The organism is Leeuwenhoekiella palythoae (assembly GCF_900130045.1).
Taxonomy (GTDB): Bacteria; Bacteroidota; Bacteroidia; order Flavobacteriales; family Flavobacteriaceae; genus Leeuwenhoekiella; species Leeuwenhoekiella palythoae.
In genome coordinates this window covers 541,804-557,273 of record NZ_FQXT01000004.1, presented here as the reverse complement: position 1 = coordinate 557,273, position 15,470 = coordinate 541,804, and the positions used below count along the sequence as shown (strand labels likewise).

14 protein-coding genes are annotated in these 15,470 nt (G+C 41.2%); 1 reads left to right on the top strand and 13 read right to left on the bottom strand.

All coding sequences use genetic code 11. The features are described 5' to 3' along the window. Nucleotides 1-48 precede the first annotated feature (48 nt). The 4 genes from BUA96_RS12940 to BUA96_RS12925 form a co-directional block, all read right to left on the bottom strand. Nucleotides 49-1,689 (bottom strand): CTP synthase, encoded by a 1,641-nt coding sequence (locus BUA96_RS12940; protein ID WP_072983701.1) that lies wholly within the window; start codon nucleotides 1,687-1,689, stop codon nucleotides 49-51. Nucleotides 1,690-1,797: 108 nt separating this feature from the next. Beyond that, entirely contained in the window at nucleotides 1,798-2,040 is a 243-nt protein-coding gene (locus BUA96_RS12935) for a DUF3820 family protein (RefSeq protein ID WP_084673160.1), read from the bottom strand. 2 nt (nucleotides 2,041-2,042) lie between these two features. Further along, on the bottom strand, nucleotides 2,043-2,609 hold the full coding sequence (locus BUA96_RS12930) for a pentapeptide repeat-containing protein (RefSeq protein WP_072983697.1): 567 nt from the start codon (nucleotides 2,607-2,609) through the stop codon (nucleotides 2,043-2,045). 2 nt (nucleotides 2,610-2,611) lie between these two features. Beyond that, the gene (locus BUA96_RS12925; protein WP_072983695.1) at nucleotides 2,612-3,922 is read right to left on the bottom strand and encodes an MATE family efflux transporter; all 1,311 of its coding nucleotides are present in this window, start codon (nucleotides 3,920-3,922) and stop codon (nucleotides 2,612-2,614) included. Between the two features lie 206 nt (nucleotides 3,923-4,128). Between BUA96_RS12925 and BUA96_RS12920 the strand changes: the two genes are divergently transcribed. Continuing rightward, nucleotides 4,129-4,713 carry a hypothetical protein gene (locus tag BUA96_RS12920; RefSeq protein ID WP_072983693.1) on the top strand — a complete coding sequence of 195 codons (585 nt, stop codon included), beginning with the start codon at nucleotides 4,129-4,131 and terminating at the stop codon, nucleotides 4,711-4,713. Here BUA96_RS12920 and BUA96_RS12915 read toward each other — a convergent pair. From BUA96_RS12915 to dnaJ, 9 genes are all read right to left on the bottom strand, one after another. Then, nucleotides 4,710-6,239 carry a GH3 family acyl-acid amido synthetase gene (locus tag BUA96_RS12915; protein ID WP_072983691.1) on the bottom strand — a complete coding sequence of 510 codons (1,530 nt, stop codon included), beginning with the start codon at nucleotides 6,237-6,239 and terminating at the stop codon, nucleotides 4,710-4,712. The two genes, BUA96_RS12920 and BUA96_RS12915, sit on opposite strands and share 4 nt — an antisense overlap. Before the next feature lie 85 nt (nucleotides 6,240-6,324). Then, nucleotides 6,325-7,716 (bottom strand): M20/M25/M40 family metallo-hydrolase, encoded by a 1,392-nt coding sequence (locus tag BUA96_RS12910; protein WP_072983689.1) that lies wholly within the window; start codon nucleotides 7,714-7,716, stop codon nucleotides 6,325-6,327. Nucleotides 7,717-7,881: 165 nt separating this feature from the next. Continuing rightward, complete coding sequence (locus tag BUA96_RS12905) at nucleotides 7,882-8,748, bottom strand: PPK2 family polyphosphate kinase (RefSeq protein WP_072983687.1); 867 nt, start codon at nucleotides 8,746-8,748, stop codon at nucleotides 7,882-7,884. 24 nt (nucleotides 8,749-8,772) lie between these two features. Continuing rightward, entirely contained in the window at nucleotides 8,773-9,936 is a 1,164-nt protein-coding gene (locus tag BUA96_RS12900; RefSeq protein WP_072983685.1) for a sigma-54-dependent transcriptional regulator, read from the bottom strand. 2 nt (nucleotides 9,937-9,938) lie between these two features. Further along, on the bottom strand, nucleotides 9,939-10,826 hold the full coding sequence (locus BUA96_RS12895) for a hypothetical protein (RefSeq protein WP_072983682.1): 888 nt from the start codon (nucleotides 10,824-10,826) through the stop codon (nucleotides 9,939-9,941). An 11-nt stretch (nucleotides 10,827-10,837) separates the two neighbouring features. Beyond that, the gene (locus BUA96_RS12890) at nucleotides 10,838-11,755 is read right to left on the bottom strand and encodes a mechanosensitive ion channel family protein (RefSeq protein WP_072983680.1); all 918 of its coding nucleotides are present in this window, start codon (nucleotides 11,753-11,755) and stop codon (nucleotides 10,838-10,840) included. Nucleotide 11,756: 1 nt separating this feature from the next. Beyond that, nucleotides 11,757-13,046 carry an ABC transporter permease gene (locus BUA96_RS12885; protein ID WP_072983677.1) on the bottom strand — a complete coding sequence of 430 codons (1,290 nt, stop codon included), beginning with the start codon at nucleotides 13,044-13,046 and terminating at the stop codon, nucleotides 11,757-11,759. Further along, complete coding sequence (locus BUA96_RS12880; protein ID WP_072983894.1) at nucleotides 13,046-14,002, bottom strand: ABC transporter ATP-binding protein; 957 nt, start codon at nucleotides 14,000-14,002, stop codon at nucleotides 13,046-13,048. Before BUA96_RS12880 ends, BUA96_RS12885 begins: the two co-directional genes overlap by 1 nt. A gap of 331 nt (nucleotides 14,003-14,333) precedes the next feature. Further along, complete coding sequence (gene dnaJ / locus BUA96_RS12875; RefSeq protein WP_072983676.1) at nucleotides 14,334-15,458, bottom strand: molecular chaperone DnaJ; 1,125 nt, start codon at nucleotides 15,456-15,458, stop codon at nucleotides 14,334-14,336. Nucleotides 15,459-15,470 lie beyond the last annotated feature (12 nt).

The following is a 15,470-nucleotide window of genomic DNA, read 5'->3' as shown; positions in this document are numbered from 1 at the left end:
ACCCGGCTAAAATGCTTGAGTGGCTAGAAGCAATAACAATCCCATAGATTAGTTATGTGCCACATTGTCGGAACTTTTTGATTGACTGTATTTTACTGCAGCCTGAACATACGCCACAAAAAGCGGATGCGGATTCGCCACAGTACTCTTATATTCAGGATGGTATTGTACTCCTACAAACCAAGGATGATCTTCCATCTCAATGATCTCTACCAAGCCCGTTTTTGGATTGGTCCCGGTGATTTTAAGTCCGGCTTTTTCAAGCGTTTCTCTATAAGAATCGTTGAATTCGTAACGGTGACGGTGACGCTCGGTGATCATTTCTGCATCATAAACATCAGCAACGATACTACCCGCAGCCAATTTACAATCCCAAGCCCCTAAACGCATCGTTCCGCCCATATGCTTTAGGTCTTTTTGATCTTCCATCAACGAGATTACAGGAGCCGAAGTATCTTTTTGCATTTCGGTAGAATTGGCATCTTTTAATCCTGCGACGTTGCGCGAGAATTCAATAACTGCCATTTGCATTCCTAAGCAAATTCCTAAAAACGGAATTTTATGTTCACGGGCATATTGCACCGCTTTGATCTTTCCTTCGATACCGCGCTCACCAAAACCTGGAGCAACAAGCAAACCATCGAGTTTTGAAATTTTATTCTGAATCACATCCTGCGAAATAAATTCAGAATGAATAGGCTCTACACGTACTTTTACTTCGTTTTCAGCACCGGCGTGAATGAAGGCCTCAAGAATTGACTTATACGAATCCTGAAGTTCAACGTATTTACCAATAAGACCAATAGTTACTTCAGCCTTTGGATTTTTATGTCTGCGTAAGAATTCATTCCAGCGGATAAGTTCCGGCTCATTCTCCTGAGATAAGCTAAGCTTCTGAAGCGTGATGGTATCAAGCCCTTCTTCTAACATCAAGTTAGGCACATCATAAATCGTTGATGCATCAATAGACTGAATCACCGCCTCTTTGCGTACATTACAAAACAGCGCCAACTTCTCACGGAGATCGTCGCTCAATTCGTGCTCGGTACGACAAACCAAAATATCAGCTTTGATTCCGCTTTCCATCAAAGTTTTTACCGAATGCTGCGTAGGCTTGGTTTTCAATTCACCTGCTGCTGAGAGGTAAGGAACCAGCGTTAAATGAATTACCAAAGCATTCTCATCACCTAATTCCCATTTTAACTGACGTACCGATTCGATATACGGTAACGACTCAATATCCCCAACGGTCCCGCCTATTTCAGTGATCACGATATCATAATCTCCGGTATTCCCAAGATGTTTGATACGCTCTTTAATTTCATTAGTAATGTGCGGCACCACCTGAACGGTTTTACCTAAAAACTCACCGCGGCGTTCTTTTTCAATAACGCTTTGATAAATACGACCTGTGGTCACGTTATTAGCCTGAGAAGTATTCACATTTAAAAAGCGCTCGTAATGCCCCAGATCTAAATCGGTTTCTGCACCATCATCGGTAACATAGCATTCTCCGTGCTCATAAGGGTTAAGTGTTCCCGGATCAACATTAATGTATGGGTCTAATTTTTGAATAGTCACGCTATAGCCTCTAGCCTGAAGTAATTTAGCCAATGAAGCTGCGATTATACCTTTACCTAATGAAGAAGAAACCCCGCCCGTGACGAAGATGTACTTTGTATCTGCCATCTGTATCCTGATTATTTTTTAAGCTCTTTTTAACATGAAGAGCGCGTCTACGGGATGCAAAGATAGCGATTTATTGACGAACCTTTTAAGCGGATTTTAGGATAATTTTTAAGGTTTTCTTTTAGGCTGAGGCGCTGGGTATTGTCGTTTGATTTTAAAAATAAGCTCTTCTAAGCCATTGATTTTAATCTCGTGCATTTGCTGCATCATAAAACCCAGTTTCCCTTCAGGAAAGCCTTTTTGCTTAAACCAAGTGAAATAATACTCGGGAATTTCTACAAGATACCGGTCTTGGTATTTACCAAACGGCATTTTATAATAGGCAAGTTCGATAAGGCTTTCCGGGTTCAAGATCAAACAATTTTAATGTGGTAACTACTGAGTAATCCTGCTAAACCTTCTTTGCTGAAGATCGCCCCGCGTATTTTGTTTTCATCAGGATTGAGTTCATAATGTACCGCGGAAGAAAAATCAGTTTTTTCCAGATTGGTTTGGTCAAACGTGGCTCCTGCAAGATTGCATTCGTCAAGAAATACACCCGAAAGATTAGCTTCAGTGAAATCGGCTTCTTTTAGTTGACATTGGCTGAATTGAGACGAACTCAAATCAACTTGATAAAAACTACTAAAATCAAGTGTGCATTGTGCACAATAGATCTGAAATAAAAAAGTATTGCACGCTTCAAAGGCAATCCCCAGCATTTTACACGATGAAAATTCGCATTCCTGAAAGGCCGTCTGTACTAGTTTCGCAGCGCTCCAATCGCAGTTTTCAAACGTACAATTGGTAAATGTAAGCTTTGAAAGATTGGCTTTAGCAAAAACACAACTTTTGAATACGCAATCTTCAAAATCTGCTACAAGTGGATTTTCGGCAAAATTGTGATTTTCAAAAATTTGGTCTGTGAGGAGTTCGTTCATAATTAGCCTGCTGTAGTTTTTCCTTCGGAAACTTGATGGATTAGTTTTCGGCTTAAATAAATAAAACGAATATACAACAACACCGCCGAAGCACTAAGCCCCGCAAGCAAACCATACCAAATTCCCTGACTTGCCATCTGATCTTCCTGACCAAAATACCAAGCCACCGGAAAGCCAATTAACCAATAGGCGATAAAACAAATAAAAGTGGGGATATTCACATCTTGCAATCCGCGCAATGCCCCCAGGATCACCACCTGCAAACCATCACTCAATTGAAAAAGTGCCGCAACTATAAGCAACTGAGCCGCGAGTGCGATCACCTCAACATTGTCTATATAAAAAGTTGGTAGGATATCTTTAAGCAAAATAAAACCAACGGCAAAAACCGCTTCGATCAAAAATACCTGTAGGAACAGCGAGAATGCAATGCGACGCATATTTTCAAAATCTGCCTTCCCTTTTTGATTCCCCACTCTAATAGTGGCCGTAACACCAAGCCCCACCGCGATCATAAACGTCATCGCCGCAAGATTGAGTGCAATCTGGTTTGCCGCCTGAGCATTAGTCCCTAATATTCCTGAAAGGAAAATACACGAAGTAAACAGCGACACTTCAAACAACATTTGCATTGCCGTAGGAAAGCCCAGATCAAAAAGCTTTTTAAAAATAGGAAGCTGAAACGCTTTCCGTCTTGTCCACACAAAATACGGTTGAAACTTCTTTTTTCGGCTTAAAATATAATACAGCATCCATAGCATAAAGAAGCGCGAGATCAAGGTTCCATAAGCGGCACCCACCAACTCCAAACGCGGGAAGATCCAGAAGCCGTAGATCAGGAGAAAGTTAAAAAGTACGTTAACTACATTAGAAACCAGAGTAGCGTACATCGCATAGCGCGTGTTTGACAAGCCATCTGCAAACTGTTTAAATGCCTGAAACACCATCAACGGAATCAATGAAAACGCCACAATATCCATATACGGGATGGCCAGTTCCACAACCTCGACAGGCTGATCGAGATAGTACAAAATAGGTTTGGCCAGCAGCAATAAAACAAAAAGCAAAATACCATTTAAGGCACACATCACGATCCCATGATGGAAATAATTGCGACCAGTTTGTGTATCGCCTGCACCATCAGCTTCAGCAACTAAAGGCGTGATCGCGAATGAAAAACCTATACCTAGCGAGAGTGCAATAAATATAAGGCTGTTCCCCAAAGAAACAGCTGCCAGTTGGGCAGCACCCAAACGCCCAACCATAAGATTATCGGCTAAAGCGACAAGAATATGTCCCAATTGTCCCAGCATTACGGGATAAGCGATCTTTAAATTTTGTCGAAATTCTTTAGTATAAATTGATAGCACGACGGTATTTTTTTAAGGACTGCAAAAGTAAGATTTAAGTTCAAGAACAGTTGTACCCAAAATGAACCTTATTCTAAATTTAACCGGGAATGCATTTTAAAAACTAATTAACAGCCCAAGGCGAGCGCTATGAGTATCTTTACCATTCTATGCACAACGATCCCGAACTGACACATAAAGAAATACCAGATGTTCTTGCCCAAGAAATTAAAGTGGCCCTCTCGTATTACCCCGAACTAGCAGAAACACCTATAGCGTTTCGGTTTAAGAAGGATATAAAAAAGTCTACGATGCAGGCGCAACCGGCATTCAGTTCTTTATTGAATCCGCGCGCAAAGCGGAAATATTTTGTGTTTATAAGTAAAAAAATTCAGATTGAAACCGAATCGTTCAAGATCACTGATATTCCTTCTGATGTTCTAATTGGATGGATTGGCCACGAACTGGGCCATATTATGGATTATAAAAACCGAAGCAGTCTGGGACTGATTTGGTTTGGCTTAAAATATTTATATTTTCCAAAATTCATCAGAGAAGCAGAACGTGCAGCAGACACCTTTGCTGTCTCGCACGGTATGGGTAAATATATTTTAGTCACTAAAGACTTTATCCTGAATCACGCCCATATTTCAGCAAAATATAAAGCGCGTATCAAACGCCTCTACCTTTCTCCGGAAGAGATTATGCTTTTAATTAATGAAAATAAAAATCTAGAAGAAGAACTCGAAGTTTAAGCGTGTTCTTTTACAAAGGCTTCCCATTCGGCGAACTTTTCTTCATTCATCACCTTTTCCATTTTTACTTGTCCGCCTTTTTTCTTGTTGGCGCCACTCCATTCATAGAAAATCTCAGGACTCACCGTGTTAACAAAAACGCCTTTAAGCGCTTTGCTACGTGCGACACCGTAATTCTTATTGGCTTCCTGCAAACTTTTATCTAAAGCGTCTGCCAGTTCTTCATTAGAAACTGAAGTTTCGGTTCCCAAATACCAATAATGGTAAAACTCATCATCTTCGGGATTGCGTTTTGCCGCGATAGTAAATTCCGGAATTTTAATATCAAATTGTTCCTCAAGTTCCTGCACCGCAGCTTCCATCTTATTTACCGATAGTTGCGAACCTACCGTATTCAGGAAAAATTTGGTCCGCCCGGTAATTTTAATTTCTGCGCGTTCTTTATTTGTAAAAGCAATGGTATCGCCAATTAAGTAACGCCAAGCTCCCGAAACCGTAGAAATAATTAAAATATAATCTTGATCTTCTTCTACATCTGCCAGACCCACCACAGGCGCATCTTGCACTATAGAACCGTCTTGATTGATGTAGTCAGGATTCATAGGCACAAACTCAAAGTAAATACCGTTATCGGTTACCAATTTCATCGCATCGGTTTCAGGTCTTGCTTGAAAAGCGATAAAGCCTTCGGAAGCCAGATAGGTATCAATCACGATAATGGGTTTCCCTAGAAGTGCATTAAAACTCTTTTCATACGGCTGAAACGCAACACCACCTGAGGTGTACACTTGCAAGTTTGGCCAGATCTCGTGAATATTATTCAAGTTATGATGCTCAATAACCTTCTCTAGCATTAGCTCAATCCAGCTTGGAATACCGCTTAAGGCTCCAATATCCCATTCTTCGGCCTTCTCTGCAATATGCTGCACACGCTCATCCCAATCATCGATTTTTGCAATATCTTCTCCGGGTTTGTAATAGCCTCTAAACCAAAATGGAATATTACTCGCGCTTATTCCACTAATTTCGCCTTCTTCGTGACCATCGCGCTCTTGTAGATTAGTAGAACTTCCCAGCATCATAATTTCCTTTTCAAAAAAATCAGGTTCCAGATCAAAATGCGCCAAGGCTCCTACCTGTTTGATCCCTGCCATACGTATAGCATCAACCATCTCATCAGTCACCGGGATGCGCTTACTGCTTTTTCCGGTGGTACCACTGCTTAACGCAAAATAATGCGGTATTCCCGGCCAGGTAACATCACTTTCCCCATCGTGCAACTTGGACCACCATTCTTCATTTAAGCTGTTATAATCAAAAAACGGAACTTCTTCCGCAAAGGTCTTTGCCGGATTTTCTGACTCTAAAATAGCTTCAAAACTGTAGAAGCTTCCAAACTGTGTGTTTTTGGCTTTTTTAAGCAAAGATTTTAAAACTTCCTGCTGCTCATCTAACGGATTAGACTCCGGAATTACCTTATCTGAAATATCAATGATGCCTTTAATAAGCGAACCTAAAATTGCCATGATTTAGTTGTTAGTTTGGTTTGCTATAAAATTAAAAGACCTCGTGAAAACGAGGTCTTTACTTAGTAGAAGTTTAACAACAATCTTAGTCTTTAAGCGGCTTCTCGTTAGTTATAGGAGGAATCACACCGTGGTTGTCAAAAAGATAAACCAGACTGGTCATCGTCGCTGCACCTAATTCTAATTCTCGTTTGTTTACCGCATCAAAAGTGTCATTAGAAGCGTGGTGATGATCAAAATAACGCTGCGAATCAGGACGTAATCCTGCCAGAACAGTGCCTTCTTCTTTTAACGGACCAACATCTGCCCCGCTTCCGCCTAATTCGAAAAAGTGAATTAAATACGGTTTAAATAACGGGATCCAATTTTGAACCTGCTCAAAATTGGCTTTATCAGCATCAAAAGAGAATCCGCGAGGTGTAAAACCACCGGCGTCACTTTCTAAAGCAAAAACGTGCTTCTCGCCTTCTTGCTTCGCCACTTTTGCATATTCAGTACCACCGCGTAATCCGTTTTCTTCATTCATAAAAAGAACGACGCGTATGCTGTGCTTCGGTTTATAATTTGCAGCTTTCATCAAACGCAATACTTCCATACTTTGCACCACACCGGCACCATCATCGTGGCTTCCGTCACCTAGATCCCAAGAGTCTAAATGACCACCTACAACCATAAATTCATTAGGCTTTTCACTTCCGGTGATTTCACCAATCACATTAAACGAAGGCACATCTTCTTCATAATTTTTGCAATTCATTTTTAGATAAAATTGCGTGTTTTTGTCTTTTTTAAGCAGTTTACTCAACAGCGCCGCACCATTAGTGCTTATCGCCGCTGCCGGAATACGCTTGTCATTAGGCAAGTCGCCGTAAGACATAGAACCGGTATGCGGAAGATCGTCCATTCTTAGATTCATGGAGCGTACAATAACGCCCACGGCACCGTACTTTGCCGCTTCTCGCGCTCCAGAATAACGCTGATCTACACAACCACCGTAAGCAGAAAACGTCTGAATCAGATCGGCCTGCATAGGACGGTTATAAAAAACGATCTTACCTTTTAGTTGGGCTTCGCCAAATTTTGCCAGATCCTCTATCCCTTGAACTTCCACAACCTCAGCGGTGACACCGTCAGCAGTCGTAGCGATGGAGCCTCCCAAAGCACAAACAGGCACATCGATGCTACCATCTGGTCCTTTAATGTGTGCTTTTTCTGGCGCGCCTCGTTCCCATTTTGGGACCATCACCGGCTGTAACCATACTTTATCCAGTCCGATAGATTCAAGTTCTTTTTTTGCCCATTGCACGGCTTTTTCAGCGCCGGCACTTCCGCTTAGACGTGCTCCGATATCATTAGATAATTCGTCAAGCCACTCATAACTGTTGCCGTCTAAAAGCGATAAATCATAAAAATTGCGCAATTGCAAAGAGTCTTTAGTTGTTTGTGCAGAAACCAAATGAAACCCTGCAAACAACATGACAAAGAGAAAAATTCTTTTCAAAATTAGTTGTGTTTTTAGATGAGTCCTAAAAATAATATTCTCTCGCGGTATTTATGCGATTAAACAGAAAAATCGCCACTTCCGTGCCGATTTTTGATAGTTTCATTAAATATGGAGTGGATATTTAGAAGTTCTCAGCCGTTATTCTGATTCCAACTGTTTGCGGTAGGCGTCAATATTGCTTTTTGTTTTCTCATCAAGTTCTGGCTCTTCAATGTCTTTATACGAGGAAAGCTTTTCTAGAAGAATATTGGCTAAAATCAGGCGTGCGGTAGGTTTATCATCTGCCGGAATAATATACCAAGGCGCGTGAAATTTAGAGGTTTTGTTGATCGCATCTTCGTAACACTGCTGGTATTCATCCCATAGCGCACGCTCTTTGAGGTCGCCCGCTGAAAACTTCCAGTTTTTGTTGGGTTTATTTAAGCGGCGTAATAATCGATGCTTTTGCTCTTCTTTTGAAAGGTGCAGGAAGAATTTAAAAATGATTGTTCCATTATCAGCAATATGCTTTTCAAAATTATTAATCTGCTCAAAACGCTTTTCCCAAAAAGCTTCATCAATATCTGAAACATCATTGACCCCGGGAATATTTTCATTTAAAATATATTCCGGATGTACACGCGTGACCAAAACATTCTCGTAATGCGTTCTATTAAAAACGCCCACCTTACCTCTGGCCGGCAATGCGATGTAATGACGCCACAAATAATCGTGTCCCAGTTCTAGAGAAGTTGGTGTTTTAAAACTATGCACGACCACACCACGGGCATTAAAATTTTTAAAAACCTCGCGAATCAAGCTGTCCTTTCCGGCTGTATCCATTCCTTGAATGCAGATCAGCGCAGCATATTTTCCGTGGGCGTACATCGCATTCTGAATAGCTGCAATCTTCTTACTCACCTCATCCAACTCCTGCTCGAGTTCTTTGGTCTTACCAAAATCCTCGTGGGTTTTAAGATCGGCTAGTTTTATGGGTGCGGTGATTTGATAGTCTGAAGCTTTCATAAACGATGGTATTGGTATTACTTTTTATTTGCTGGCAAAGAGTTGTACATCTTCTTCAGAGACTTCGCTGCCTCCTAATATTATTAGGCGCTCTACTACATTACGCAGTTCGCGTATGTTACCCGTCCAATCGTATTCCTGTAGTTTTTCTACCGCCTTACCTGTAAAATTCTTAACTGCGGTGCCTTGCTCGCCGGCTACTTTATTTGCAAAATGATTTACCAAAAGCGGTATATCATCTCTTCGATCATTAAGCGGTGGTACCGGAATTAAAATCACTGCCAGACGGTGATAGAGGTCTTCTCTAAATTTTCCGTCTGCGATCTCCTTCTTTAGGTCTTTATTGGTCGCTGCGAGTACCCGCACATCCACTTTAATATCTTTATCGCTACCTACGCGAGACACCCTGCTTTCTTGTAAAGCGCGCAGCACCTTAGCCTGCGCCGAAAGACTCATATCTCCAATTTCGTCAAGGAAGATGGTTCCGCCGTTTGCGGCTTCAAACTTTCCGGCACGATCTTTATTTGCTGAAGTAAACGCACCCTTAACGTGACCAAAAAGTTCGCTCTCGATCAACTCAGACGGAATCGCCGCACAGTTGACCTCAACCATTGGTCCCTTTGCGCGGTCACTTTTTTCGTGCAGCCAGTGTGCAACGAGTTCTTTCCCGGTACCGTTAGGGCCGGTGATCAAGACGCGTGCTTCGGTAGGCGCTACTTTTTCAATTATATCTTTGATCTTGGCAATAGGTTCACTCTCACCGATCATCTCGTACTGCTTGCTTACTTTTTTCTTTAGACGTGTATTTTCAACAACAAGATTTTTTCGATCTAAAGCATTGCGCACAGTATTTAGTAACCTATTTAAATCCGGTGGTTTTGAGATGTAATCAAAGGCTCCCAAACGCATCGTATTCACCGCAGTATCCAGATCACCGTGCCCGGAAATCATCACCATTGGGATTTCGGGCTTTATTTTTTTTGTGGCTTCAAGCACCTCAACACCATCCATTTTAGGCATTTTGATATCGCAAAGCACCAGATCATAATCCTGATCTTTGATCTTTTCCATTCCGGCGAGACCGTCTTCGGCCTCTTCAACCTGATAGGCTTTATTTTCTTCGGTTAAGATTTTGGTAAGCACGCGGCGTATTGCGGCTTCATCTTCTATGATTAAAATTTTTGACATGCTTAAAATTTAAATTTCACACCGGTTCTAAAATAAAACGTATTGTCACTATTAATCGTGTAAATATCGTCCCGGTCATTATTGCGCAACCTAAAATCATTGCTAATCGAGTGCGTGGCGTAAGCGTAATATAGCAAATGCTCTGTAAAATAATGCTCGTAGCCTAACCCGCCCATAATGATAGTCATTGAAATGTTTTCGGCGGTACGACCATCAATGATCATATTGTTCTGAATATTAGCAAAAAAGTTATCTAGGGACACAAAAGCTTGCAATGCATCTTTATGCGAGTCATTTAAATAATGCCGCACATTAGTCTTAGGCACACCCAAAGTGTACGTCCAGTTAGGATGAAATTCTCTGTAATAATTGACTAGCGGAAGCGGAAAATTACGCCCCGGCGTTGAAGAATAGTCCAATCCAAAAATCCAGCGGTAGGGTTTTGTGGGTGAATTTTTCTTCATATCGTTAATCGCATAAATTGAAGCTGTATAGATCCAATCATCAGGCACTAAAGTCCCGGCGATATTAGAGTTAATACGTGCACCGGCTTTTACGCCGAATACCCAATGCTCTTTAAACCGCCATACATAACCTGCATACGCCGAAATACGGTGCAGTGTGCTCACATCTTGCACATTGAAACCATCAGGAACCGCATCTTTAATATCAATATGGGTGTTTCGATATTCAAAACCGGCTACCAGAATGTTATTAAGCTCTTTATCTAACGGAATCGGTACTTGCAACAAAGCCCTAAACCGACCAACCGAATTGTTCGAATTACTAAACGGAATATGCATATATTCTACCCTGGCAATATCTGTGGTTTGCGATCGCATCGTAAACATCGCAACAAGCATTACAGGTACTAGAATATATTTCGTCATAAAAAGGGTTCTTATTGGTTTTCGGTTGGGTAAAAATGAACATCGCGCTGCGGAAACGGAATCGTAATGTTGTTCTTTCTGAATTCCTCATCAATCCTAAAACGGATTTCACTCTTGATCCGCGGGTCTGAAAAACTGTCATTGATAAAAAAGAATACTCCAAAATTCAACGAAGAATCACCAAACTCTTCAAAAAGCACAGTTGGTTTTGGGTTTTTAAGCACCCCGTTCTGTTTGCCGGCACAGTCTAATAATATTTTACGCACAAGCTGGGTATCGCTTCCATAGGCGACTCCTACTTTAACTGTTTCTCTAGTGGTTTTATGGTTTTGGGTATAATTGAATACGATCTCATTAATAAAGTGATGATTAGGTATAATGATCACTTTATCATCTCGGGTTAAAGCTCGGGTGGTACGCAGCTTAATTTCAAAAACACGGCCTACTTTTCCGTCGATCTCGATCACATCTCCTACCGAGAGCGACTTATCGACCATTATAAAAATACCCCCAATGATGTCTGTAAATAAATCCTGTAAGGCAAGACCTAAACCTACAAATAAAGCTGCGGAAGCTGTAAGCAATACCGTAACGTCAATTCCCGAAGCGCTTAAGGTGATCACCACGACAATTACATACACAATATACCTGATGAACTTAAAAATGCTTTTAAACTTAAGCTCATTCTCCAGGTCCATATTCCGCGTGATAAAACTACGTATCAAGCGCAAAGCGGCGGTGGCCACAATAAATGCAAGAATTACCAGCAGCAAATGACCAACTGTAAAATCTATGGGCGTGTTTCCTGTCTTAAAATGGATACCCAAGTTGAGAAAATCTTGTATGGTTCCCCACACATTTTCTTCAATGACGTCCTTTACTTTTTCAGCGCCTTCCTTTACGGTTTCTTTTACCTCTTCCTGAATCATTTTAGTACTTAATCCACTTTAAAATTTCTTTATAAGTGGGTTTCTTACCATACATAAGAATACCTACACGGTATATTTTTGAACCAAACCATACGGTAAAAATAAATGTCGCGATGAGAATCCCTACGGAAAGTGCCAGCTGCCACCACGGCACTCCAAATGGAATACGCATTAACATCACAATTGGCGACGTCAACGGAATCATCGAGAAAATTGTTGCTATAGAACCGTCAGGATTTTCGATCACAGCAAAAAAGCCTACGTAAATCGCCAGCATCAGCGGCATAATAATAGGCAACATAAACTGCTGGGTATCGGTCTCACTATCAACAGCTGCCCCAATTGCCGCGTAAATAGAACTATATAAAAAGTAACCTCCTATAAAATAAATAAGGAAAAAACACGCAAGTTTCAATAACGGCAGATTGAGCACATCTAGCAAAATCAATTCAATTTTATCTAGATCTGTTGTGGCCATCCCGCCCATCGCTGCATTAGGAGTATTGGCATCTAAGCCTAAGAAAAGCGTTAAAAAGGTGAGCAATCCGCCACCTATAAGCAACCAGATCATAAACTGCGTAATCCCTGCCAGCGTAGTACCCATTATTTTACCCATCATCAGTTTGAAAGGTTTTACCGAAGAAATGATCACTTCAATGATCCTGTTTGTTTTTTCTTCAATTACCGAGCGCATCACCATATTGCCATAAATGATGATAAACATCATAAGCAAATATCCTGCGCCACCACCAAAACCGGCTTTAATCCAATTTGATATTTTTGAAGTGCGCTCGCCTGAAAAATCTTCAATAGTAATAGACACTAAGGTTTCTGAGGCGTCGATCAAGTCAAGATCTACGCCACGATCTAAAAGTTTTTCGTTAGTGAGTTTGGTTTCAATTTGCTCTTCAATACTTTCAATTGTTGAAATTCCCGGTGCTTCATTACCATAAAAACGTACGCCAGAAGTATTCTTTTTTACATTTTCAGGAATGTATAAAAGCCCGAAATAATTTTGTTCTTCCACCAGGTCTTTAGCGGTATCCAGACCTTGCGGCGACAGATCGAGATAATCAATTTCTGCAGTGCTCTCAAAATCTTTATAGAAAAGTCCGCTTTCATCTACAACCACAATGGTTTGTTTTCCTGCCTGATTGAGTTGCGTTAGATACGTGATCAACATAATCATCCCAACGACAATCAACGGACTCAAAAAAGTCATGATAATGAACGAGCGATTGCTTACGCGGGCTTTATATTCTCTCTTGATTATTAATGCTAAAGAACCCATTAATTTGCATTTATCGTTTGGATGAAAATATCATTTGCTGTCGGAACCACCTCAACAAAATGGTTGATCGTCCCTTTATTGGCCAGAAAACCTAAAAGATCATTCGGACTTAAGCCTTCCGGAATTTTAACCTGAAGTTTTAAGTCGTGTTCGTTGATGGTTTTAAAACTTGCGGGTTGCAGTTGCCAATCGTCGTGCGCACTTTCAAGCACATTTTTTTTGAGCACTTCAAGACTTTGAACACTGTCATCTGCGGTCTGAATTCCCACCTCAAACGTATTGGTGCGATACGCTCTTTTTATATCAGAAAGACGCCCATCTAGCACTTTATTACTTTTGTGCATCAATGCGATATGATCACACATTTGCTCAACAGATTCCATACGGTGGGTAGAAAATAAAATCGTTGCCCCGTCGTCGCGTAATTTTAGAATTTCGTCTTTGATCAAAGTCGCGTTGATAGGATCAAAACCACTAAAAGGTTCATCAAAAATGAGCAGTTTAGGTTGGTGCAATACCGTAACAATAAACTGAACCTTTTGCGCCTGCCCTTTAGAAAGCTCCTGGATTTTTTTATTCCACCAGTCCGTCATTCCCAAGCGCTCAAACCAATATTTACTGCGCTCTTTAGCTTCGGCTTTAGTTAGCCCTTTAAGTCGCGCCAAGTAAATTACCTGCTCCCCAACCTTCATCGATTTATATAACCCACGCTCTTCTGGCATATACCCAATATTGATAATATGCTTTTGATCAAGGGCTTCCCCATCCAGATATACTTTACCGGTATCTGGCATGGTGATTTGATTAATGATGCGTATAAGTGTCGTCTTACCGGCTCCATTAGGCCCTAAAAGACCAAAAACACTTCCTTTTGGAACTTGGATAGAAAGATCGTTCAGAGCGGTATATTTCCCGTATTTTTTATGAATATGGTCAGCGACTAAAAGGTCTGTCATAGAAGTTTGTAGTAAACTACCTCGGGGCAAGCCCATAAGGCATTCGTTGCGAACAAATTTTAATTTCGTATCATCCTGATAACTATCGGGATGGGGCATTACACCCTTTGGCTGTGCCAATAAAGGCTAAAGATATTGAAAACCATAGACCTCAAAGGTCAGTTAAGAATTTTTTAGTATCAAAAACCGGTATACCAAGGCCCTAAAACAAAAACCCACCCTTAATGTGAATCAAGGATGGGAAAAAAATTGCTATGAAAAAGAAAAATATCACTAACTAGTGATTAGTGATATTCAAATATACACTTTTTTCTTAATAACATCTTAAAATTTAAGAAAACATGTCTTTTACCTTTTCAAAGAAGGATTTGTCCTCCTGTTGTGGCTGCGGTGAGAAGTGCTCATCGTCTAGCATATTTTCAAAAAATTCACGTTGTTCTTTCTTAAGGTTTTTTGGTGTCCACACGTTTACGTGTACCAGTAAATCTCCTTTACCATAACCGTTTATTGAAGGAATACCTTTTCCGCGTAAGCGTAATATTTTTCCGCTTTGCGCACCTTCTTCGATCTTAATACGCACTTTTCCGGTAACGGTATCAATCTCTTTACTTGTTCCCAATACAGCTTCTGGAATACTGATGTACAAGTCATAATGCAGGTTATCACCCTCACGGCTCAAGGTCTCGTGTTCTGCTTCTTCAATAACCACAAGAAGATCTCCCGCGATTCCGTTGTTTCCTGGAGCTTCATTACCTTTTCCGGTAACTTTTAATTGCATCCCATCTACTACTCCGGCAGGAATTTTAATAGAAACCGTTTCTTCTTCGGTCCTCATTCCTTGCGCATCCGCATCGCTTGGTTTAGAATCTATCATCTGACCGCTACCACCACAGGCCGTACACGGCGAAGCGGTTTGCATTCTACCTAAAATCGTATTGGTAACCCGTGTTACCTGCCCGGTTCCGTTACACGTAGAACAGGTTTTGTAAGTAGTTCCGCTAGCTTGCTTTTTACGCTTAACTTTGATTTTCTTTTCGGCACCGTTGGCAATTTCCTCAAGCGTTAGCTTTACGCGAATGCGCAGGTTGCTTCCCTTAGTTCTACGCTGACCACCAAAGCCACCGCCAAAACCACCAAAGCCGCCCCCGCCGCCAAAAGCACTTCCGAAAATATCACCAAACTGACTGAAGATATCGTCCATATTCATACCTCCGCCACCGCCGAAGCCACCGCCTTCAAAGGCTTGATGACCATACTGGTCGTAGCGCGCACGCTTGTTCTCATCTCCTAAGACTTCGTAGGCCTCTGCTGCTTTTTTAAACATATCTTCAGCCTCAGAATCTCCCGGATTTTTATCTGGGTGATACTTGATCGCTTTCTTACGATACGCTTTTTTAATCTCTGCAGCAGTCGCATTCTTGCTTATGCCTAGTATGTCGTAATAATCTTCTTTCATCCCTATCTCTTC